A 20,808-nucleotide genomic window follows, 5' to 3' on the forward strand; every position below is an offset into this window, starting at 1 on the left:
CCGAGCGACAAGCACATTATTCACTATGATCGGGCAAGCGTTGCTGTTTGTCCGGTAAGTCACATGATAAGTCCGGTCTTGAGCAGTTTGGGCCTTACCCTTGTGGCGGAAACGGCGGCAATTGCCTAAACGTATTCAGTAATCCTTCCGACCAGGCTTTACGAATGGTGGCGAAGTAAGGGTCGTTTTCGGTGATGCGGTGCTGTTCGCTGATATCGAAACTGCCAGCACGGTATATCATCACATCCAGCGGCAAGCCGACCGACAGGTTGCTGCGCAATGTTGAGTCAATCGAAATCAGTGCACAGCACATGGCCTGTTCCAGCGGCGTATCCATCGTCAGCACCCGGTCGATAATCGGTTTACCGTATTTGCTCTCGCCTATCTGGAAGTAAGGGGTGTCGCCGGTCGCTTCGATAAAGTTGCCTTCCGGATAGATATGGAACAGCCGCGGGGCTTCGTCGCCAATCTGGCCGCCAAGCAGCAGGTTGCAGCCGAAATTGGTGCTGCTACCGTTCTGCTGGGCCAGACTGTCGCGGTGGATAACCTCGCGCACGGTTTCACCCACCAGCGTGGCGGCATCGTACAGGGTACTGGTTTGCATCAGGTTGGGCGTATGCTGGGCGTGGATACGCGCTTTGAGCAGGCTGATAATGCTTTGGGTGGTGGCAAGATTACCCGCCGACTGGATAACCAACACGCGCTCACCTTCCTGATGGAATACGTGGAGCTTTCTGAAGGTTGCGATGTGATCAACCCCCGCATTGGTGCGGGAGTCGGAAGCAAAAACCAGCCCGTCAGACAGACGCATGGCCACACAGTAGGTCATACAGTACCTTTTTACCGATTTTACCGACTAGACGAAAACAGGAGTCGTCGCTCCTGTCATTGTTGCTGTTGCACCTGTTGCTGGCGTTCGAACAGGCTCACTGCTGCTTCTGAAAACATCTCTTCACACCCGCCCCCCAGTCGACTGCCGCGCACCGGGCAGGCATCCAGGTAATCCATCCCCACCGCAAGGCGCAAATGCTGATTGAGCTTGCGGGTGTTGTTGGTGATGTCAAAACTGTGCCAGCGCTCGTTGAGCCACACCTCAGCCCAGGCATGCATGGCGACATGCGTGGTATCCCGGCTATACACGTAACCACTGACATAACGCGCCGGAATATGCAGGCTGCGGCAGCAGGCCAGAAACACATGGGTGTGATCCTGACAGACGCCCTTGCCTTTGGCAAAGGCCACGCAGGCGGTATCCTGCACCTGTGTGGCGCCGGGAGTATACGGCATTTTCAGTTGCAATTCTGCCATCAGGGTTTCCAGACTGCCAATCGGGTCCGCCTCCTGATAATAGCGACGGGCAAAGTGGCGGATGGCATCATCCGCTTCGGTCAGCGTGGTACCGCGCAGGAAAATCAACGGCGACAATCCGTCTTCCTCTTCGGGTACCTCTTCCACGCCCTCGGTAATTTCCACCACCCCTTGTGCGTGGATCAGAATATCGTGGTGCGGGCTATCCAGCGTGAGCACATGCATCAGATTGCCATAGGCATCGGTGGTGGCGACGGCGGGCGTGGGCAGAGTCAGCTTCCATTCCCGAATGCGCTGGCGGGCAGAACTTTGCGGCGTCAGCCGCAGATACTGGGTGCTGAACTTCACTTCTTCATCGTAACGGTAGTGGGTCAGGTGATTGATGGTCAGTTTCATAGCGCCTCCAGATAGGTATGACGGATGCTGTCAGCCAGTTCGTTGATTTTGGTGAGGAAACGGTTGAGGTAGTGTTGCAGGTCGTCGGCGATGATATCGTCGAGCGAGCCGAAGCGCAGTTCCACGTGCAGCAAATGCGCCAGACGTTGCGGGATACGCGCCCGTTCGCTGCCGATCATCTCCAGTTGCTGTACCAGATCGCCCACGCAGGCATGCAGCGATCGGGGGACGTCATTGCGCAGTACCAGCAGTTCGGTGACCGTTTCCCGGCTAATGGGCTGACGATAGAGGCTGTGGTAGGCTTCGCGGGCGCTCACCGCTCGTAGCAGGGTATCGAGCCGGTAGTATTCGCGCACCGGGTCGAGGTCGTTATTGAGCTGCTGATCCTTGACGGTCAGCAACTGAGCGGTAGCGAACGATCGTTCGATCAAGGTGCCGATGCGAATAAAACATTGGGCGTCGTTACGCAGCAAGGTGCCGAACATGGCACCGCGAAACAGGTGAGCGCGCTCTTTCACCCAGTCAAAAAAGGCGTCGATACCAATTTTATCCACCCCGGACTGGCGCAGGTTACGAATATCAATACGGGTGGTATTGATGCACTCCCACACCTCGGACGACAGGCTGCCGCGCACCGCGTGCGCATTGTTCCACGCCATTTCGATACAGCTGTAAATGCTACTGGGGTTGTGGCTGTCCAGCGCAAAGAAATTCAGCAGGTTATTCATGGTGAAGCGGGCGTAGCGCTCCTGAAACAGTTCATGGGTGAACGTCAGGTTGAGCGGCAGCGCCAGATCGTGCTGCTGCTGGCTGTGGCGCGGCATCATCGACAGTTTGTAGGTGACGTCCAGCACGCGGGCGACACTCTCCGCCCGTTCCAGATAACGGGCCATCCAATAAAGCTCGCTGGCGGTACGACTTAGCATGATTCATCCTCCTCCATCACCCAGGTGTCTTTGGTGCCGCCGCCTTGCGAGGAGTTCACCACCAGTGAGCCTTCAGTCAGCGCGACGCGGGTCAGTCCGCCGGGAACCAGTCGAATTTCCTCGCCGTAGAGGACAAACGGGCGCAGGTCGATGTGGCGGGGTGCTAATCCCTCCTCGACGAAAGTAGGGCAGGTGGAGAGCGCCAGCGTGTCCTGGGCAATATAGTTACCGGGGTTAGCCAGCAGACGCTGACGAAAATCCTCGATTTGCTGGCGGGTGGATTTGGGGCCGACCAGCATGCCGTAGCCCCCGGCACCGTGTACTTCTTTCACCACCATGCTGGCGAGATTCGCCAGTACATAAGCGAGATCGTCGGGTTTGCGGCACTGCCAGGTGGGGATATTGCCGAGGATCGGCTCCTCAGACAGATAGAAGCGGATCATCTCCGGTACATAAGGGTAGATGGATTTGTCGTCCGCCACGCCGGTGCCGATAGCGTTTGCCAGCACCACACCGCCAGCGCGGTATACCGACAGTAGTCCCGGCACACCCAGCATGGAGTCGGCGCGGAACGCCAGCGGGTCGAGGAAGGCGTCGTCAATACGGCGGTAGATCACATCCACCCGGCACGGGCCTTCGGTGGTGCGCATATACACCGCGCCCTCTTTGACGAACAGGTCCGCGCTTTCGACTAATTCCACCCCCATTTGCTGAGCGAGGAAGCTGTGTTCGAAATAGGCACTGTTGAAGCGGCCCGGCGTCATCACCACCACGGTTGGGTCGTCAATGTGGGTGCTCTCGCGCAGGGTTTGCAACAGGTAGCTGGGGTAACGCTCTACCGGTGCGATGTGCTGGCTGGCGAACAAATCCGGATAAAGCCGCATCATCATTTTGCGGTTTTCCAGCATGTAAGAAACCCCGGATGGCGTGCGCAGGTTGTCTTCCAGTACGTAATAGTGGCCGTCGCTATTGCGTACCATATCGATACCGGTGATGTGTGCGTAAATATTGTTATGCAGATCAACACCCTGCATACAAGGCTGGTACTGCTCGTTCGCCAGTACCTGTTCGCGGGGCACGATACCAGCGTTGAGGATATGCTGCTTATGATAGATGTCGTAGAGGAAGGCGTTGAGCGCTTTGACGCGCTGGCGAATGCCGAGGTCCAGCATTTTCCATTCGTTGGCCGGGATAATACGCGGCACACTGTCAAACGGGATCAGGCGCTCGGTGCCGCCTTCTTCGCCGTAGACATTAAAGGTAATTCCCACCCGGTGAAACAGTAACTCAGCCTGATCTTTCTTCTGGCGGATGGCATGTTGGTCGGTCTGTTGCAACCATTGCCAGTAAGCGTCGTAGTGCTGGCGTTGCTGGCCTTCTGCGCTGAGCATCTCATCGTAGTAAGGCGCGGCCGGAAGCGTCATTTTTATCATTGTCATCCCCTGCATTCCGCTTGATAGAAGATACAAGAGAAATGCAGAAAGCATGCCAGCGTGGTAAATGAGGTACTTATCGCAGGTGGCGGAGAAAAACTGCACTTCGTTGGTGCAAATGATGGCAAGCGGTGCGCTATGGCGGGGTTATGCAGTGAATAACGTGATAACGGATGGTGCGATAGCGGAGAGGGCGCACAGAGTTGAGTCAACACTATCAGTCAATAGCGAAAAAACGCGCGACAAAATGTTGCTTATTGCGATTTAATGTCCTATTCTGCTACTGAGCTATAGTGTATAGATACGATTAAGACGATTAGATAAAGGTGTAAACAAAATGGCTATCAGCATTCGATTGGATGAAGACTTCGTCACTGAAGTCAAGGTGTATGCAGAAGCATCCAGCCGTAGTGTGCCCAAGCAGATAGAACACTGGGCCAGAATCGGCAGGATTGCTGAAGATAATCCTGATCTGACATACGAATTTATTATGGATACTTTGCTCGCCCAAAGCGAAGTAGAGAATGGTAAGGTTTCCCGTTATGTCCGAAGAACAAAACCAGGCAGAGATTGAGGTTTATCAGACCAACCGGTTTGAAAAAGCATTGGACAAATTGCCACAGCAATTCAGATCTGTTGTTGAAGATGAGATTGATGCGATTGTTGAAAATCCTGAACTGGGTGAGCTAAAGAAAGGTGACTTGAGTTATTTAAGGGTTCATAAGTTCAAGCTGAACAACCAGTTAACATTGCTGGGGTATAGCTGGAATCAGAGCCAGCTCATCATCCATCTGTTGAGCTTAGGTTCTCATGAAAACTTTTATCAGCAACAGAAAAAGATGAGAAAGTCAGATTTAAAACTCATCAGATAAACGAAACCCCGGTATTAGCCGGGGTTCGCCTATTCAGGCATGATGACATTCGTAATCAATCATCATCCCTGCCTGTGATAGCGGGGGAGCTTAACCGCGAACCGCGATGGCTTCGATTTCGATTTTCACGTCTTTCGGCAGACGAGCCACTTCCACGCAGGAACGGGCCGGGAACGGCGCGTTGTGCTCGGTGAAGAAGGCTTCATAGGCGGCGTTCACCGTGGCGAAGTCGTTCAGATCTTTCACGAACACCGTGGTTTTAACGATATTGCTCACTTTCAGACCTGCCGCTTCCACGATGGCTTTCACGTTTTCCAGCGACTGACGAGCCTGCGCGGTAACGTCGTCCGCCACCAGACCGGTTTTCGGATCCACCGGGATCTGACCGGACGTGATGATCATGCTGCCCAGGTCAACACCCTGAACGTAAGGGCCGATAGCGGCCGGTGCCTGTTCCGTACTGATAATGCGTGACATGTTTTCTCCTGATTATGTCTGAAACGATGCGACTTCCGCATTATTCCAAAAAGCCCGCCGTCAGGCCAATGCTGCATACCACAGTTGGCGTTTTCCTGACGGCGTATTGGCATCAATGACTGTTTAACACCGCCTGACGTTCGAATTCTTTCTCGCAGTATTTGCACTTCAGGTGCACGTCAGCGCCGACTTGCTTGATGCTGAAGGACGAATTGACCGGCTCGATACGGCTGATGCAGTTGCTGTTAGGGCAGGTCAGCACGCCTTCAATGTGCGACGGCAATTGCGGGTGCAGTTTGCGTACCACTTCGTAATTGTCGATTTGATTGACGGTGGCTTGCGGCGCATACATCGCCAGTTGGTTAGCCTGCTCTTCAGTCAGAAAGATATTTTCAATCTTGATCAGGTCCTTGCGGCCCAGATGGTTGGAAGGCAAGTTCAGGCCGATGGTGATGCGCTGGTCGGTGGCGGTCAGTTTGAACAGCGTCAGTAATTTGAAGCCAACCTGTGCCGGAATATGGTCGATCACCGTACCGCGTTTGATGGCTTCTACCTGTAATTTGTTGTCGTGAGTCATGCTGTGTGCTCCTCTCTCACAGAACCAGTTCGCTGTTCAGAACCAACGCCAGCAGAGCCTGGCGCGCGTAAATGCCGTTACCTGCCTGCTGGAAGTAGTAGGCGTAAGGGGTGCTGTCCACGTCGGTGGTGATTTCATCGATGCGCGGCAGCGGGTGCAGGACTTTCAGGTTGTCGCGGGCGTTGCCCAGGTCGGAAGCACGCAGGATAAACTGCGATTTGATATTGATGTATTCCGACGGGTCCAGGCGCTCTTTCTGAACGCGGGTCATGTACAGAATATCCAACTGCGGTACCACTTCTTCAATGCTGGTGTGCAGGCTGTAGGGAATATTTTTCTCTTTCAGCATGTTGAGGATGTAGTCCGGCATCGCCAGCGCATCTGGCGAGATGAAGTAGAAGCGATTGCCGTCGAACTTGGCCAGCGCCTGGGTCAATGAATGGACGGTACGTCCGTACTTCAGGTCGCCGACCATCGCGATATTGATGTTGCTCAGGCGGCCTTGCGTTTCCTGAATGGTGAACAGGTCCAGCAGTGTCTGGGAGGGGTGTTGGTTGGCGCCGTCGCCCGCGTTGAACACCGGCACCCCGCCGGAGAACTCGGTTGCCAGCCGTGCCGCCCCTTCCTGCGGGTGGCGCATCACAATGGCATCCACATAGTTGCTGATGACGGAAATGGTGTCGGCCAGCGTTTCGCCTTTTTTACCGAGCGAGGTGTTGCTGCTGTCGGCAAAACCCACCACCGAAGCGCCCAGGCGGTGGATGGCGGTTTCAAACGACAGACGGGTGCGGGTAGAAGCCTCAAAGAAACAGCTGGCGACCACCTTGTGCTTGAGCAGTTCCGGCTGGGGATGGGCTTTCAGGCTGGCCGCCACCTTGAGCGTCAGCTCCAGATCGTCCCGGCTGAGATCGTTGATTGAGATGATGTGTCTTTTATATAGCGGATTGACCATGTGTCTATGCTCCCCTCGGTTAGGCCCGGTAAACAAACGGATGGCTGGCGGCGACAGGCAAAAAAAAGCCCCTCAACGAGGGGCTTTTTTTATAAATCTGTCAGGCAACGGAAGGAAAAACGCCGTCATGCTGCCAACAGGCAGTTGCGGTAAGACACCCACAAAGACAGCAGCGTTAGACATGTTCCCTCCCGGCAAATTGTCCGGAATTATACGCGCCGAAGAGGTGAATTCAAGCAGAAAAACGCTGTCTTTTCGCGGTGAGCAATCGGTTGCGGTTAGGTGTTTCACCATTCGCTGAAACGCACGGTTCGGATCACTTTTTTACGCTTGCTGGCTGGCAGCGTAATGCCGACAGGAGTATAAGGAATCAAAACATTGTTTCAGTTTGTTTATTTATAGGAGCAGTCATGATTACCGGTAATGTCGACCATCTGGATCTATTCCCCTATCTGCCAGCCAAACTGCGCGAGGCGATTGAGTATGTGAAGCAGCATATCAACGCCGATACCCCGCTCGGCAAGCACGATATCGACGGCAATAAGGTGTTTGTACTGGTGTCGAACGACAGTACGGAACCGTTTGAGAAACGCCGTGCCGAGTATCACGCCAAATACCTGGATATCCAGATTGTGCTAAACGGCACGGAAGGGATGACCTTCAGCAACCTGCCAGCAGGCAAACCGGACGTAGACTGGCTGGCGGATAAAGATATCGCCTTCCTGCCGTCCGGCGAGCAGGAAAAACAGGTGGTACTGCAGACCGGCGATTTTGTGGTGTTCTTCCCCGGTGAAGTACATAAACCGCTGTGTGCCGTTGGCGAGCCAGCACATGTGCGCAAGGCGGTCGTGAAAATCGACGCCACGCTGGTGCGGTAACCCGACCACCGCAAGCCGTCATGCCTGTAACGGGATACCTGTAATGGGAGAGGCGCCATGCGCTCTCCCTGGCTCGTTGATTTCAATATCCTCGATTCCACTATTGTTGATTTTCTCGCCGTGCTGTCTCTTTCCTCCTTTGCGTGATCCTGCCCGATATTGGCTCCTCTTCCTTCATCGTGATTGATGACTGAAACCGGTTGCAGTGGCGATAAAGTTGATGCACTCTGAAACCGGTTTCAGTTTCTGTGAGAGGAAAAGAGATGAGTCAATTACCCGCAGGGTTTTTATGGGGCGGTGCGGTAGCCGCGCATCAGTTGGAAGGTGGCTGGAATGAGGGCGGCAAAGGCCCCAGCGTGGTGGATGTGCTCACCGCTGGCGCACACGGCACACTGCGCCGTATTACCGATGGTGTAATTCCCGGCGAGTCCTACCCGAACCACGAAGCGATCGACTTTTATCATCGTTATAAGGATGACATTGCGCTGTTTGCGGACATGGGCTTCAAGTGTTTTCGCACCAGCATTGCCTGGACGCGTATTTTTCCTCATGGTGATGAGGCCGAGCCGTGTGAGGCCGGGCTTCAGTTTTATGACGACCTGATCGACGAGTTACTCAAACACGGCATCGAGCCGGTGCTGACCCTCAGCCACTTTGAAATGCCGTTGCATCTGGTGCAGCAGTACGACGGTTGGATGAGCCGTAAAACGCTGGATTGCTTTGTGCATTTCGCCGAGACGGTAATCACACGTTATCAGCACAAAGTGAAATACTGGATGACGTTCAACGAGATCAATAACCAGAAGAATGTATCGGCCGAGATTTTCGGCTGGATGTGTTCCGGGGTGAAATTCCCACAGAAGGCGAAGCCGGAAGAAGCGATGTATCAGGCGGTGCATCACCAGTTCGTCGCCAGCGCGCTGATCGTCAAAAAAGCGCACGATATCAACCCGGATATCAAAGTGGGCTGCATGTGCGCCTTCGTGCCTTACTACCCGTACTCCTGCCATCCGCAGGACGTGATGCTGGCGACACGTGCGATGCACGACCGTTTCTACTTCACCGACGTGCAGGTGCGCGGCCACTACCCGGCCTATGCCCGGCGTGAGTGGGCGCTCAAGGGTTACCACATCCACATGGAGCCAGAAGACGAGCAGATTCTTCGGGAAGGCAAGTCGGATTACATCGGGTTTAGCTACTACATGTCGAATGTGGTGAAGCACGATGTACATAATCACATTGCTGCCAGCATGGACGGCAGCTCCGAACACTCGGTTGTTAATCCGCACCTGAAAGCCAGCGACTGGGGATGGCAGATTGACCCAACCGGGCTGCGTCATGCGCTGGTGACCTTGTATGAGCGCTATGAAGTGCCGTTGTTTATCGTCGAAAACGGGCTGGGCGCTATCGATAAGCCGGATGCGAACGGCGTGTGTCAGGATGATTACCGTATCGATTACCTGCGCTCGCATATTGAAGCCATGAAGGCGGCGGTATGGGAAGATGGCGTCGATCTGATGGGGTATACGCCGTGGGGTTGTATCGATCTGGTGTCGTTCACCACCGGTGAGATGGCGAAGCGTTACGGCTTTATCTACGTCGACAAACACGATGACGGTACCGGAACGCTGGCGCGTACGCCGAAAAAATCCTTCTACTGGTATCAGCGGGTGATTGCCTCAAACGGTGAGGAACTGTAACCCGTGTCAGGGTGAACGTGTGGGCCGATAACTCAGGTTATTCGGCCCATTGTTGAGCCCATCGTCATTGGATGTGGCTCATTATTTCCGCCGTTTACATCTCGACGCTCTGACTTAACGTCGCCACCATCACCGCTTTGATGGTGTGCATGCGGTTTTCGGCCTGATCAAACACAATGCTGTGGGCTGATTCAAACACGTCGTTGGTGACTTCCATGCCGTTGTGCAAACCATACTGCTCGGCCATTTGCTTGCCAAGGGTGGTGTGATCGTCGTGAAATGCTGGCAGGCAGTGCAGGAATTTCACCTGCGGGTTGCCCGTCGCGGCAATCATCGCGGCATTGACCTGATACGGCCGCAGCAGGTCGATACGCTGTTGCCACACCTCTTTCGGCTCACCCATCGAAACCCACACGTCGGTGTAGATAAAGTCCACGCCGTTGACTCCGCTCACGACATCTTCCGTCAGCGTGATCGAACCGCCGGTTTTGGCTGCCGCTGCCTGACATTCCGCCACCAGCCCCGCATCCGGCCAGCAGGCTTTCGGCGCGATCAATCTCAGCTCCAGCCCGGTGATGGCGGCCGCTTCCAGCATACTGTTGCCCATGTTATTGCGGGTATCGCCCACGTAGGCCAGCTTCATACCTGACAGCGGTTTGCCCGGCAGGTGTTCCTGCATGGTCAGCAAATCCGCCAGCAACTGGGTTGGGTGAAATTCGTTGGTCAGCCCGTTCCACACCGGCACGCCGGAAAACTCCGCCAGCGTTTCCACCAGCACCTGGCCGTAGCCACGGTACTGGATGCCGTCATACATGCGGCCCAGCACTCGGGCGGTGTCTTTCATGGATTCTTTGTGGCCTATCTGGCTACCGTTCGGGCCGAGGTAAGTGACCTGCGCGCCCTGATCGTATGCAGCAACTTCGAAAGAGCAACGAGTGCGGGTCGAATCTTTTTCGAAGATGAGTGCGATGTTTTTACCTTGCAGGTGGCGAGTCTCGGAGCCGTTTTTCTTATTCGTTTTGAGGGTGGCGGCGAGGGTCAGCAGGCTGTTGATTTCAGCGGGGGTGAAATCCATCAACCGTAAAAAATGGCGTTTATAGAACGGGTTCATCGTTGTCTTCTCCATGTGGCTCAACACTTCGGTTGAATTAAAATTCACTTTATATGTGTAAATATTCAAATTCAAGTGTCGTGTTCAAACTTTCTGGTGGAGAGAGAGGCTGGCCTGTGGGAAAATGGCTGTCATCTTTGCCGCTTTGATGAGGACTGAGACATGGCAAACCGCGAACTGCTGGAAGAACAACGTGAAGAGACCCGCCTGATCATCGAAGAACTGCTGGAGGACGGCAGCGACCCCGATGCGCTCTACACCATTGAACACCATTTCTCAGCCGAGAAGTTTGAAGAACTGGAGAAAGTGGCGGTAGACGCGTTCAAACTGGGTTATGAAGTGACAGACGCTGAAGAGATGGAAATGGAAGACGGCGTGGTGCTGATGTGCTGCGACGCCATCAGCGAAGTGGCGCTGAACGCCGAGCTTATCGACCAGCAGGTGGAACAACTGCTGTCGCTGGCTGAACGTCATGGGGTCAACTATGACGGCTGGGGCACCTACTTTGAAGACCCGAACGGCGAAGACGATGAAGACGAGTTCGGTGAAGACGAAGATTTTTATGACGAGGACGATGACGGCAAACGTCATTAATACCTGGTCAATGACTATCTTGTGAACCTGTCGCCCGGTTTGTACCGGGCGATACGTTTTCTGCGTGGTGTGCCGTGATGCCACCTGCGTCTTTACCGCATTTTTGCTATCACAGTATTTTTGACATCACAGTATTTTTAACATCCTGACTTCACAGTCCACATGGCCGGTGTTGCCCATGGCATGCGGAATATGTCGAAAACCCAACTTTTCATACAGCGTGATAGCACTGGTCAGGTGTGCGGTGGTTTCCAGATAACAGCGGCGAAACCCTTGCTCACGGCCAAAGGCCAGCGCCTGCTCAGCCAACTGCCGTGCAATACCTCTGCCACGCGCCAGCGGCAGGAAATACATTTTCTGTAATTCACAGACATCCGCTTCGCCGCCTGACAACGGGGCCAGCCCGCCACCACCGACCACTTCACCGTCACATTCCACCACCCAATAGGCGCTGGCAGGACGACAATAGAGTTCGAACAGCTGGTCCAGGTTAGGGTCGGAGACGGTATACCCTTTGTCGGCGGTCAGGCCGAATTCAGCGGAAACCAGACGAATAACACGGGCTATCGCCGCGTTGTCGGTGGCCGTAATCGGGCGGGTCAGCAAGGAGATTGGCGCTGAAGTTGTCATGTTGCTCACTCTTATCGGCAGAATCCGGTCAGGTCGAAAACGTCGGCAACAGGCTGACGTGCTCCGATGTGATATGCATCGGCGATTATACGCACCGACGTGCCGCCCCAAAACCTGTTATTGATAACGGCCTGTTGTGAAAAGCGCAACCCGAGGGGGAAACAGCAGGTTGCCACCCGAAGGCGGCGGTTTGATGCGGTTTCTCTTCGTTCAGATCTTGATCTGTTTTCTCATATATGAGATTTTTTATCAAAATTGATATTCAGGATGCGCGATGGAACCTTCTCTTTCTGAAACCGATCGTCTTTGCGAAACGGATCGTCGTCTGGCTGAACGGCTGGCGGCACTGCGCCGTGAGCGCGACTGGTCGCTGGACGAACTGTCGCAGCGCAGTGGCATCAGCCGGGCGACTCTGTCGCGTCTGGAACGTATGGCGTCGAGCCCGACGGCGGTATTGCTGGGTCGCCTGTGTGCGGTATACGGCTGCACCATGTCGGGTCTGCTAGCCGAAGTCGAACTCCCGTTGCCCCAGAAACTGAGCGTCACCCAGCAGCCGGTGTGGGTTGACCCGGAAACCGGGTTTATCCGTCGTGTCGTCTCCCCGTCTTCTGCTGGTTTTCGGGCCGAAATGATTCACGGCGAGTTACCGGCGGGGGCGCGTATCGACTATAACGCGCCGCCGCTGGCGGGGCTGGAACACCACCTGTATGTGCTGGACGGCCAACTGACAATAACGCTGGAAGGGGTTATCCACACGCTTGGTCCACAAGACAGCCTGCGTTATCGGTTGTATGGCGGTTCGGGGTTTCATAATCCCGGCCCCGGCCCGGTTCGTTACCTGATAGCGATTTGCACCCCCTGATTGTTTTGCTAAGGAGTTGAATGATGACAGTGACATCCCACCAGGAACCGCTGACGATTCGCATTGATGACCTGACCGGCGAGGCAACCCGAGCGCTGGTGGCCCTGCATCTGGCGGGTATGCACGATAATTCGCCGCCAGAAAGTGTGTTCGCGCTGGATTTGTCCGGCCTACAGTCGCCGGATATTACGTTCTGGAGCGTCTGGCGTGGCGAGCAGATAGCCAGTATCGGCGCGTTGAAAATGCTGGCGGATGGCGGTGGCGAACTGAAGTCCATGCGTACCCATCCGCAGTGCTTACGTCAGGGCGTGGCGGGCTATCTGCTGGCACACATTGTGGATGAGGCCCGCCGACGCGGCTTGCCACGCCTGAGTCTGGAAACGGGCCGCGGCCCGGCGTTTGAACCCGCGCTGACGCTGTATCGTAAACACGGTTTTGTTAATGGCGAAGCGTTTGCTGAGTATACAGCCAGTGAATTCAATCAGTTCCTGCATTTGTCGCTGTAATAACAATTATCGCTGTAATAACAACGCTGTTTTGACGCCTGATTTCTATACTTCTTTGTCCACAGACGACAATATCGACAACCAGCAGGGAACGTCAGGCGCTCTTTATACTACCCATGATGCAACGCATGGCGTGCCTGAGCAGAACGATGACACGGATTATTTTGTGATTATTCTTTAAGGCTAAATTATATGCCGATATAACTAAAATCATCGGCATATAATTATTTTTTTAATCATTAGTCAGCAAGCGTTATTGGGATATTTTACGGGAAACATTAACATCGAAGCCCCTCGTCTATGATTACGGAAGCGTTGTTTTATGGTTAACCGCTTGTTGTCTCGGCTGGCTGGTCTGGTGTTTTTACTCGTTTTTTCCTCGTTTTCGACCGCACAAACATTACAGCCACAAGAAGGGAATTGGGTCGTACCTGAATTTCGATTCCATACCGGAGAAACCATCAATCATCTCCGTATCCATTATTACACCTTGGGTGACAGTAAGAAGCCGGCGGTCTTATTGCTGCACGGGACGAATCAGCCGGTGAGCGCCTTATTGGCGGCGGGTTTTGGCGGCGAGTTATTTGGCCCCGGTCAACCGCTCGACGTCAGCAAGTATTTCATCATTATTCCTGAAAGCATTGGTTCGGGAAAATCCGCCAAACCGTCTGACGGCCTGCGCACTCAATTCCCGCAATACGACTACGACGATATGGTGCTGGCGCAATATCGGCTGTTGACCGAAGGGCTTGGTATTACCCATTTACGTCTGGTGATGGGCTATTCCATGGGCGGGATGCACACCTGGATGTGGGGTGAAAAATACCCGGACATGATGGATGCCTTGGTGCCGATGGCATCACAGCCGAATGAGTTGTCTGGCCGTAACTGGATGCTGCGCCGGATGTTAATTGAAACCATCAAGCGCGATCCGGCATGGAAAAACGGTGACTACACCACGCAGCCGCCGTCATTGCAGACAGCCAACATCATGTTCAGCATCGCTACCACGGGCGGTACGTTAGGCTATCAGAGCAAAGCTCCGACGCGCGCGCTGGCGGACAAACTGGTCGATGAGCGTCTGGCTGCACCGGTTACTGCCGATGCTAACGACTTTATTTACATCTGGAATTCTTCAGCGGATTACAACGCCTCGCCGGAATTGGGCCGTATCAAAGCGCCGTTACTGGTGATTAACTCCGCTGATGATGAGCGTAATCCGGTTGAAACAGGAATATTGGAAAGTGATCTGAAAAAGGTAAAGCATGCCGAATTGTTTTTGATTCCGGCAAGTCAGGAAACCAGCGGTCATGCGACCATGATGTCAGCGAAGTTTTATAAAAATAAGTTGGGTGAATTTTTGGCTGCGGTACCCGCCCATAAGCAATAACAAAAAGTAACCGTAACGGGCCGACGACTCCACATAATCATGTCGGCCCTTCCTTTCATGATATTTCCTTTTCATTTTTGTTGCGGTTTACGTGTGAGTTGAAGCTCATGGTTTTTCATTGACCAAACAGCAGGGACAATTATGTTTCGTAAGATCAAGATCCGCACAACACTCAGTATTATGGTGTTTTCTTTGGCAGTACTGTCGTTAATTGTCGGCGTGCTGGGGCTGGTTGCCGTTCAGTCGGGGAATAAATCGTTCGCACATGTGGATACGGTGGTGCTGCCGGGGCTGGTTGCGTTAAATGAAAGCTCGGAATTGCTATTGCGCGCCCGCCTGGATTTACGGCTGTATGAATCCCTGATGGGAAAAGGGGATAAAGAGGCGGCCTCCGTGGCGCTCAAGCGCGCCAGAGGCAAAATTGATGATGCCGGTAAAAAGTGGCAGGAGTACCTGACTTACCCGCAATCTGAACCGGAAAAAGTCATTTCTTCTGACATGGCTAACAAACGCGACACCCTGATGAATGAGTTCATCAACCCGGCTTTTACCGCGCTGGAAGCCGGGAATCTGGATGATTACCGGCAGCGTGCCGGAAAATCTACCACGCTGTACGCCGACTTTGACGGCGCGTCGAAAAAGCTGGTGCAGTACAAACGTCAGAGCATTGACGAGGCTTACAGCGATTCAAACGAACGCGTCAGCCGCATGCAGGTCATCTTGTCGGTGGTGATCGTCTGTGCGTTGGTGCTGGCGGCGCTGGCCTGGTCGATTCTGACCAACCTGGTGGTGAAACCGCTCAATCAGGCGATTAGCGTGTTTGGTCGTATTGCGCAAGGTGACCTGCGCGCCAACATTGAGATTCGCGGCAATAACGAAATTGCTCAGTTGTTCGGTGCGGTACAGCATATGCGCGACGGGCTGGAAAACATGGTGCGAGCGGTACGCAACGGCACCGACGCCATCAGCGTCGGCGTTGAAGAGATTGCTTCCGGCAACATTGATCTCTCCAGCCGTACTGAGCAGCAGGCGGCATCGCTGGATGAAACGGCGTCCAGCATGGAGCAGATTCTGTCCACGGTCAGCAACAATGAAGACAACACCCGTAAAGCCAACGATCTGGCGCAGAAAGCGTCGGATTCCGCTTCTCGCGGTGGCAATGTGGTGACGGAAGTGGTCGATACCATGCGTTCTATCCAGCAGAGCTCGGCCCGTATTTCCGATATCGTCGGTGTGATTGACGGTATCGCCTTTCAGACCAACCTGCTGGCGCTGAACGCCGCGGTGGAAGCGGCACGGGCAGGGGAGCAGGGCAAAGGCTTTGCGGTAGTGGCGTCCGAAGTGCGTACTCTGGCGCAACGTAGCGCCACAGCGGCCAAAGAGATCGGTTCTATGATCGATAACTCGCTAAGCCGCATTGAAAAAGGTGCCGGGCTGGTGGAAATGGCCGGTAAGACCATGGATGAGATCTTGTCCGATGTCCGCAAAGTGGTGGATATCATGGGTGAGATCATGCTGTCTTCCGGCGAACAGAGCCGGGGGATTTCGCAGATCAATATCGCGATCACTCAGATGGACGGCGTGACCCAGCAGAACGCCAGCCTGGTGGCTGAGGTAGCGACGGCGGCAAGCTCGCTACAGGCACAGGTGACGCACCTGCAACAGTCGATAGCCAGTTTCCTCATTGAGAATGATAGCCCGCCGCCGCAAGCCAATACGCCCGTATTTCATCGCCACCTTGCCATTGCGGGAGGCAGGTAAAGCATCGTCCGGGGAGGAACTCGCGACCATCGGCCATCACGTCGCGAGCCTAGTGAGGATGAGATAGACAAAAGAACCCGGCGGTTGTTGCCGGGTGCACGATCGGTGATTGGTTGACGTATCTCTATGTCTTTTGTCTTCCTCGTGGCCGGTGTGTTGGCTGCGTGCTATCCGTTCCCGGCCGCCGCCTGCCATCCCGGCATCTATTAGGTATATACAGGTTCAAGCTCCAGCGTATGGAGAATCTGGCGATGTAGTCGCAGAATGTTGCGCGTATCCCGCGGGGCGATCCAGACGATGTTGCTGGTAGCGACCACGCCCAATACCTCCGGCAATGCGCGATGATCAATCACTCTGGCAACCGCACGGGCGTACCCGGAGACCACTGAGACCAGGATAAACTCCTCGTTGTGCACAACATGTACCACCATATCGGCAATCGGACGGGAAACATCCGGCTCGGGTTGCGCTTGTGGGCCCAGGGCATAAATTTTCTGCCCTTTGGCGTTTCTGACTTTGACTACCCCAAGCAACCTCAAAAGCCGGGAAATGGTGGATTGACTAATATCCCGGTATCCATGCTGCTGCATTGCCTGCCTGAGATGTTCCTGAGAACGGTAGCTATTGCCAATAATAAGCTGCTGGCAAAGTGCAAGTTGTGCCTGTTCCTTATCCAATGTGGTTTGAGATTTTTTCACCATAACTACAATCCTGTAGACAATTGAGTGCCAAATTTATAGGAAACAGAGAGTTAGCCACGTCAAATTCATGTATCTGCCATAAAAAAGGGTTCTGAACGGCAATAAAGTTGGTTATATCAGGGAAAAACGGGCCGTTTGTCTGTGGTCCGCCTGGGAATTAGCCATGTGTTCCCAGGCTCAGACCGACCATCAGCAGCAGGGTTAGCGTTACCAGCAAAGGGGAAACCCACCGCAACCAGCGTACGTAAGGCACATGAGAAATCGCCAGCCCCCCCATCACCACCGCAGAGGTGGGTGTAACCAGATTGACCACGCCGGAAGCGGATTGATAAGCCGTAACAACCAGCTCGCGCCCGACGTGAGCGAAATCGGCCAGCGGCGCCATGATGGGCATAGTGAGTACCGCCAGGCCGGAGGATGACGGTACTAAAAAAGAGAGCAGTATTTCCAGCGCGAACATGACGTTAATAAACAACATGGATGACAGGCCGCTCATTGCTATTTCCGCCTGATTGAGAATGGTGTGGGTGATCATGCCGTTATCCATAATCACCACAATGCCGCGTGCGATCCCGATAATCAGTGCCACCCCCAGCAGCTCTCTGGCACCGTCGATAAAGGTTGAGGTGAGTTCGGCTTCGCTCATGCGTGCAATTAATCCGATGATAATTGATGAGGCCAGAAAGACGCCGGAGATTTCTCCCATCCACCAGCCGCGGATGGATACACCGTAAATCATGATGGCGAAAGCCAGTGCGAAAAGGGTCAGTATGATTTTGCGTGTTGTCGTGAATGGCAGCAGGTCATGGCTCTTGTTCGCTAAAAAATGCGCGCGATCGGCTTCCCACTGGTCGGCGACCAGCGACGCTGACGGATCGCGTTTTACTTTGCGCGCATAGCGCATGACGTAAACCACACAAATTAACCAGCCAATAATCAGGATGACGATGCGTAAACCGATACCGGCCGTAAACGTTATTCCAGCAGCGTTAGCCGCAATCACGGTAGCGAAGGGGTTGATGGTGGAACCGAGTGTGCCAATACCGGCACCCAGCAGGACGGTTGCCGCTGCCACTACGGAATCAAAACCGGCGGCCAACATGATAGGAACCATCAGGCTGTAAAAAGGCAACGATTCTTCCGCCATGCCATAGATGGTACCTCCGGCGGCAAATAGCGCCATCAGAATAGGGATCATCCACTCTTCACGTCCTGTTAATCTGGTGGTAACGCGTTCTATCCCGGCATCAATCGCCCCGGTTTTGGTTACGATGCCAAGAAAACCACCAACAATCAGAATAAATAGCGCCACATCAATGGCACCTGCCTCGTTGGTCCGGTGGTTATATAACCCGTCAACTGGTGCCAGCAGCACGTCTGTAATACCTTGTGGTCTGGTCGCCACCGGATGCCAGGTTCCGGCCAGTGGCACCGGTTTGCCCAGCTTGTCATTCATGACCATCTGGTATTGCCCGGCGGGAATAATCCAACTGAGCACCGCCATGCACGCAATAAGCAGAAACAAAATGGTATAGGCCGAAGGGAATTTGAATGTTTTCATCATTGACTTCCTTGCGCGGTGTGTGGCGCGCTGGTGGGGGCAAATCGTCGCTAACGGTATGCCGGGGGAAGCACAAGGCGCGTTATCTCCCCCGGCCGGTGCCGGGTTTAGCCAGCTAGTGTGGCAACCATGATGGCTTTAATGGTGTGCATACGGTTTTCGGCTTCATCGAAAACAATGGAGTAATCCGATTCGAACACCTCCTCCGTCACTTCCAGCCCTTTAAGGTGGTAGGTTTGTTCGATTTCACGGCCGAGCAGCGTGTGTTCGTTATGAAAAGCGGGCAGGCAGTGCATGAATTTCACCTGTGGGTTGCCGGTGGCGTCCATCACGGCGCGATTAATCTGGTACGGTTTCATCAGACTGACCCGTTCGGCCCAGGCCGCTTTGGGCTCGCCCATCGATACCCAAACATCGGTATAGAGAAAATCAACGCCCGCCACCCCCTCATCGACATATTCCGTCAGGGTGATCCGGCCGCCGGTCTGACTGGCGATATCCCGACACTGTTGAACCAGCTTTTCATCCGGCCAGTAGGCTCGCGGGGCGACCAGCCGGATATCCATGCCCATCTTGGCCGCGCCCACCATCAGCGAATTCCCCATGTTGTTACGGGCATCGCCCAGATAGGCGAAAGCCAACTGGCCGAGTTGCTTGCCGGGCGCGTGCTCCAGCATGGTCATCAAGTCAGCCAGAATTTGTGTCGGGTGGTATTCGTCAGTCAGACCGTTCCACACGGGGACGCCGGCAAAGCGGGCCAGTTCTTCAACGATCGACTGACCAAATCCGCGGTATTCAATACCGTCGTACATTCTTCCCAGCACGCGGGCTGTATCTTTCATAGACTCTTTATGGCCGATTTGTGAACCGCTTGGACCGAGATAGGTGACCTGTGCGCCTTGATCAAAGGCGGCGACCTCAAACGCACAACGGGTGCGGGTTGAGGTTTTTTCAAAGATCAGCGCAATATTTTTACCGGTTAATTTCGCCTGCTCCGTACCGTTGTATTTTGCTTTTTTCAACTCCATTGCGAGGTTAATCAGGTGCTGAATTTCCGCCGGTGTAAAATCCAGCAATTTAAGAAAATGGCGGTTATAAAGATTAATAGACATTTTTTATTCCTTTAAAATCATTTAGATAAATGAATTTGTCATTTGGCGGACGCAAAGCATCCCCGGCCGCTGAATAGCGGCTGATTAACAACGTTGTATTTATGCGAAACGGATCAGCGTACCTTTTTGCCCGGCCAGAATGGCCGTCCCATCCGTTAGCGAACCGATGCCAGCGACGGCATGGCAGTGATTAACAAACTCACAGGCGGCGGCAATTTTGGGGCCCATCGAACCTGCATCGAAAGACATACCGGCAAGCTCGCCCGGTGTGACTTTGTGTAACGGTTGCTGGGTGGCTTTGCCCCAGTCGAGATAGACCGCATCGGCATCGGTCAGAATAAGCAACGCATTGGCGTATATTTGACGCGCCAGCATGGCCGCAGAAAGGTCCTTATCAATCACCGCTTCGATGCCCGATAGCTGCCCGGTGCTGCTGCGGGTGACGGGAACGCCGCCTCCACCGTTGCAGATCACCAGATGGTTACGGGCAATGAGAGCGGCTATGGCATCGCTTTCAACGATCCGCTGCGGCTGTGGTGAGGGGACGACGCGGCGGAAATACTGGCCATCGGCTTTCATGGTCCAGCCTTTTTCCCGGCGGATGGCATCAGCTTGTTCCTGCTGATAGACCGGGCCGATATATTTCGTCGGCTGGTCGAAGGCCGGATCGTGGGGATCGACCTCCACCTTGTCAACAACGTACTGATCTCACGTTGCGGCAGCGTATTTCTGAGCGCTTGCTCTAGCAGATAGCCAATCATCCCTTGACTTTCTGCCCCCAAAATATCCAGCGGGTAGGGGGTCACAGCGGAATAGGCGTTATTTTGTAGTGCCAGCAGGCCGACCTGTGGCCCGTTGCCATGCACCAGTACGACATTCCATTGTTCCGTCAGCTCGGCAATGATCCGGGCGGCCTGAACAATATTATGTTGCTGAATATCGGCTTCCAACGGTTCGCCGCGTTTCAGCAATGCGTTGCCTCCCAGCGCGACGACGAGGGTGGGTTTGGTCACGGCGGGTTTTGCCATGTCAGACTTTGTTATCATGGGGTTTGTCATAAT

21 protein-coding genes and 1 pseudogene are annotated in these 20,808 nt (G+C 54.1%); 9 read left to right on the forward strand and 13 right to left on the reverse strand.

Annotated elements, in window-relative coordinates; translation table 11 throughout:
- Positions 1-94: 94 nt before the first annotated feature.
- The 4 genes from DD586_RS01880 to DD586_RS01895 are packed head-to-tail and all read right to left on the reverse strand — an operon-like array spanning position 95 to position 4,063.
- Positions 95-829 (reverse strand): proteasome-type protease, encoded by a 735-nt coding sequence (locus tag DD586_RS01880; protein WP_012883115.1) that lies wholly within the window; start codon positions 827-829, stop codon positions 95-97.
- A 56-nt stretch (positions 830-885) separates the two neighbouring features.
- Positions 886-1,704, reverse strand: a complete 819-nt coding sequence (locus DD586_RS01885) for a transglutaminase family protein (protein WP_012883116.1) — start codon at positions 1,702-1,704, stop codon at positions 886-888.
- Positions 1,701-2,630, reverse strand: coding sequence for an alpha-E domain-containing protein (locus DD586_RS01890; RefSeq protein ID WP_012883117.1), 930 nt, complete (start codon positions 2,628-2,630; stop codon positions 1,701-1,703). Before DD586_RS01890 ends, DD586_RS01885 begins: the two co-directional genes overlap by 4 nt.
- Positions 2,624-4,063 (reverse strand): circularly permuted type 2 ATP-grasp protein, encoded by a 1,440-nt coding sequence (locus DD586_RS01895; RefSeq protein WP_041164241.1) that lies wholly within the window; start codon positions 4,061-4,063, stop codon positions 2,624-2,626. The genes DD586_RS01890 and DD586_RS01895 overlap by 7 nt, the downstream gene beginning before the upstream one ends.
- Positions 4,064-4,400: 337 nt before the next feature.
- Here DD586_RS01895 and DD586_RS21135 point away from each other — a divergent pair, with 337 nt between their 5' ends.
- Positions 4,401-4,637, forward strand: coding sequence for a ParD-like family protein (locus DD586_RS21135; protein ID WP_012883119.1), 237 nt, complete (start codon positions 4,401-4,403; stop codon positions 4,635-4,637).
- Positions 4,606-4,935 (forward strand): type II toxin-antitoxin system RelE/ParE family toxin, encoded by a 330-nt coding sequence (locus tag DD586_RS01905; RefSeq protein WP_012883120.1) that lies wholly within the window; start codon positions 4,606-4,608, stop codon positions 4,933-4,935. The genes DD586_RS21135 and DD586_RS01905 overlap by 32 nt, the downstream gene beginning before the upstream one ends.
- Before the next feature lie 90 nt (positions 4,936-5,025).
- Here the strand turns inward: DD586_RS01905 and ridA are convergent, their stop codons facing one another.
- The 3 genes from ridA to pyrB form a co-directional block, all read right to left on the reverse strand.
- Positions 5,026-5,412, reverse strand: coding sequence for a 2-iminobutanoate/2-iminopropanoate deaminase (gene ridA, locus DD586_RS01910; protein WP_012883121.1), 387 nt, complete (start codon positions 5,410-5,412; stop codon positions 5,026-5,028).
- Positions 5,413-5,524: 112 nt separating this feature from the next.
- Entirely contained in the window at positions 5,525-5,989 is a 465-nt protein-coding gene (pyrI, locus tag DD586_RS01915) for an aspartate carbamoyltransferase regulatory subunit (RefSeq protein ID WP_012883122.1), read from the reverse strand.
- 16 nt (positions 5,990-6,005) lie between these two features.
- Entirely contained in the window at positions 6,006-6,941 is a 936-nt protein-coding gene (pyrB, locus tag DD586_RS01920; protein ID WP_012883123.1) for an aspartate carbamoyltransferase, read from the reverse strand.
- A 410-nt stretch (positions 6,942-7,351) separates the two neighbouring features.
- On the opposite strand from pyrB, the gene DD586_RS01925 reads away from it, so the two are divergent.
- Together DD586_RS01925 and DD586_RS01930 are read left to right on the forward strand one after the other, a co-directional pair.
- Entirely contained in the window at positions 7,352-7,819 is a 468-nt protein-coding gene (locus DD586_RS01925; RefSeq protein ID WP_012883124.1) for a YhcH/YjgK/YiaL family protein, read from the forward strand.
- A 263-nt stretch (positions 7,820-8,082) separates the two neighbouring features.
- Positions 8,083-9,519 (forward strand): 6-phospho-beta-glucosidase, encoded by a 1,437-nt coding sequence (locus tag DD586_RS01930; RefSeq protein WP_012883125.1) that lies wholly within the window; start codon positions 8,083-8,085, stop codon positions 9,517-9,519.
- Between the two features lie 94 nt (positions 9,520-9,613).
- Here the strand turns inward: DD586_RS01930 and argF (DD586_RS01935) are convergent, their stop codons facing one another.
- The gene (gene argF / locus DD586_RS01935) at positions 9,614-10,630 is read right to left on the reverse strand and encodes an ornithine carbamoyltransferase (RefSeq protein ID WP_012883126.1); all 1,017 of its coding nucleotides are present in this window, start codon (positions 10,628-10,630) and stop codon (positions 9,614-9,616) included.
- A gap of 162 nt (positions 10,631-10,792) precedes the next feature.
- Between argF (DD586_RS01935) and rraB the strand changes: the two genes are divergently transcribed.
- On the forward strand, positions 10,793-11,224 hold the full coding sequence (gene rraB, locus DD586_RS01940) for a ribonuclease E inhibitor RraB (RefSeq protein WP_012883127.1): 432 nt from the start codon (positions 10,793-10,795) through the stop codon (positions 11,222-11,224).
- Positions 11,225-11,350: 126 nt separating this feature from the next.
- Here the strand turns inward: rraB and DD586_RS01945 are convergent, their stop codons facing one another.
- Positions 11,351-11,854 (reverse strand): GNAT family N-acetyltransferase, encoded by a 504-nt coding sequence (locus tag DD586_RS01945; RefSeq protein ID WP_012883128.1) that lies wholly within the window; start codon positions 11,852-11,854, stop codon positions 11,351-11,353.
- A 274-nt stretch (positions 11,855-12,128) separates the two neighbouring features.
- Here DD586_RS01945 and DD586_RS01950 point away from each other — a divergent pair, with 274 nt between their 5' ends.
- The 4 genes from DD586_RS01950 (at position 12,129) to DD586_RS01965 (ending at position 16,373) form a co-directional block, all read left to right on the forward strand.
- Positions 12,129-12,716 carry a helix-turn-helix domain-containing protein gene (locus tag DD586_RS01950; RefSeq protein ID WP_012883129.1) on the forward strand — a complete coding sequence of 196 codons (588 nt, stop codon included), beginning with the start codon at positions 12,129-12,131 and terminating at the stop codon, positions 12,714-12,716.
- 23 nt (positions 12,717-12,739) lie between these two features.
- On the forward strand, positions 12,740-13,222 hold the full coding sequence (locus tag DD586_RS01955) for a GNAT family N-acetyltransferase (protein WP_012883130.1): 483 nt from the start codon (positions 12,740-12,742) through the stop codon (positions 13,220-13,222).
- Positions 13,223-13,544: 322 nt separating this feature from the next.
- Positions 13,545-14,612, forward strand: a complete 1,068-nt coding sequence (locus DD586_RS01960) for an alpha/beta fold hydrolase (protein WP_012883131.1) — start codon at positions 13,545-13,547, stop codon at positions 14,610-14,612.
- 141 nt (positions 14,613-14,753) lie between these two features.
- Positions 14,754-16,373, forward strand: coding sequence for a methyl-accepting chemotaxis protein (locus tag DD586_RS01965; RefSeq protein ID WP_012883132.1), 1,620 nt, complete (start codon positions 14,754-14,756; stop codon positions 16,371-16,373).
- Between the two features lie 206 nt (positions 16,374-16,579).
- Here the strand turns inward: DD586_RS01965 and DD586_RS01970 are convergent, their stop codons facing one another.
- From DD586_RS01970 to arcC, 4 genes and pseudogenes are all read right to left on the reverse strand, one after another.
- Positions 16,580-17,074, reverse strand: coding sequence for an arginine repressor (locus tag DD586_RS01970; protein WP_012883133.1), 495 nt, complete (start codon positions 17,072-17,074; stop codon positions 16,580-16,582).
- A gap of 157 nt (positions 17,075-17,231) precedes the next feature.
- Positions 17,232-18,635 (reverse strand): YfcC family protein, encoded by a 1,404-nt coding sequence (locus DD586_RS01975; protein ID WP_041164244.1) that lies wholly within the window; start codon positions 18,633-18,635, stop codon positions 17,232-17,234.
- A 107-nt stretch (positions 18,636-18,742) separates the two neighbouring features.
- Complete coding sequence (gene argF / locus DD586_RS01980) at positions 18,743-19,747, reverse strand: ornithine carbamoyltransferase (protein WP_012883135.1); 1,005 nt, start codon at positions 19,745-19,747, stop codon at positions 18,743-18,745.
- A 99-nt stretch (positions 19,748-19,846) separates the two neighbouring features.
- Positions 19,847-20,775: pseudogene (arcC, locus tag DD586_RS01985) on the reverse strand (carbamate kinase).
- Positions 20,776-20,808: the final 33 nt, after the last annotated feature.

Origin of the sequence: Dickeya parazeae Ech586 (genome assembly GCF_000025065.1) — a bacterium.
GTDB classification, from domain to species: domain Bacteria; phylum Pseudomonadota; class Gammaproteobacteria; order Enterobacterales; family Enterobacteriaceae; genus Dickeya; species Dickeya zeae.

Bases quoted from the DNA above. Each gene is read 5' to 3' on its own strand.
- DD586_RS01880 (WP_012883115.1), bottom strand. From the start codon at position 829: ATGACCTACTGTGTGGCCATGCGTCTGTCTGACGGGCTGGTTTTTGCT.
- DD586_RS01885 (WP_012883116.1), bottom strand. From the start codon at position 1,704: ATGAAACTGACCATCAATCACCTGACCCACTACCGTTACGATGAAGAA.
- DD586_RS01890 (WP_012883117.1), bottom strand. From the start codon at position 2,630: ATGCTAAGTCGTACCGCCAGCGAGCTTTATTGGATGGCCCGTTATCTG.
- DD586_RS01895 (WP_041164241.1), bottom strand. From the start codon at position 4,063: ATGATAAAAATGACGCTTCCGGCCGCGCCTTACTACGATGAGATGCTC.
- DD586_RS21135 (WP_012883119.1), top strand. From the start codon at position 4,401: ATGGCTATCAGCATTCGATTGGATGAAGACTTCGTCACTGAAGTCAAG.
- DD586_RS01905 (WP_012883120.1), top strand. From the start codon at position 4,606: ATGTCCGAAGAACAAAACCAGGCAGAGATTGAGGTTTATCAGACCAAC.
- ridA (WP_012883121.1), bottom strand. From the start codon at position 5,412: ATGTCACGCATTATCAGTACGGAACAGGCACCGGCCGCTATCGGCCCT.
- pyrI (WP_012883122.1), bottom strand. From the start codon at position 5,989: ATGACTCACGACAACAAATTACAGGTAGAAGCCATCAAACGCGGTACG.
- pyrB (WP_012883123.1), bottom strand. From the start codon at position 6,941: ATGGTCAATCCGCTATATAAAAGACACATCATCTCAATCAACGATCTC.
- DD586_RS01925 (WP_012883124.1), top strand. From the start codon at position 7,352: ATGATTACCGGTAATGTCGACCATCTGGATCTATTCCCCTATCTGCCA.
- DD586_RS01930 (WP_012883125.1), top strand. From the start codon at position 8,083: ATGAGTCAATTACCCGCAGGGTTTTTATGGGGCGGTGCGGTAGCCGCG.
- argF (WP_012883126.1), bottom strand. From the start codon at position 10,630: ATGAACCCGTTCTATAAACGCCATTTTTTACGGTTGATGGATTTCACC.
- rraB (WP_012883127.1), top strand. From the start codon at position 10,793: ATGGCAAACCGCGAACTGCTGGAAGAACAACGTGAAGAGACCCGCCTG.
- DD586_RS01945 (WP_012883128.1), bottom strand. From the start codon at position 11,854: ATGACAACTTCAGCGCCAATCTCCTTGCTGACCCGCCCGATTACGGCC.
- DD586_RS01950 (WP_012883129.1), top strand. From the start codon at position 12,129: ATGGAACCTTCTCTTTCTGAAACCGATCGTCTTTGCGAAACGGATCGT.
- DD586_RS01955 (WP_012883130.1), top strand. From the start codon at position 12,740: ATGACAGTGACATCCCACCAGGAACCGCTGACGATTCGCATTGATGAC.
- DD586_RS01960 (WP_012883131.1), top strand. From the start codon at position 13,545: ATGGTTAACCGCTTGTTGTCTCGGCTGGCTGGTCTGGTGTTTTTACTC.
- DD586_RS01965 (WP_012883132.1), top strand. From the start codon at position 14,754: ATGTTTCGTAAGATCAAGATCCGCACAACACTCAGTATTATGGTGTTT.
- DD586_RS01970 (WP_012883133.1), bottom strand. From the start codon at position 17,074: ATGGTGAAAAAATCTCAAACCACATTGGATAAGGAACAGGCACAACTT.
- DD586_RS01975 (WP_041164244.1), bottom strand. From the start codon at position 18,635: ATGAAAACATTCAAATTCCCTTCGGCCTATACCATTTTGTTTCTGCTT.
- argF (WP_012883135.1), bottom strand. From the start codon at position 19,747: ATGTCTATTAATCTTTATAACCGCCATTTTCTTAAATTGCTGGATTTT.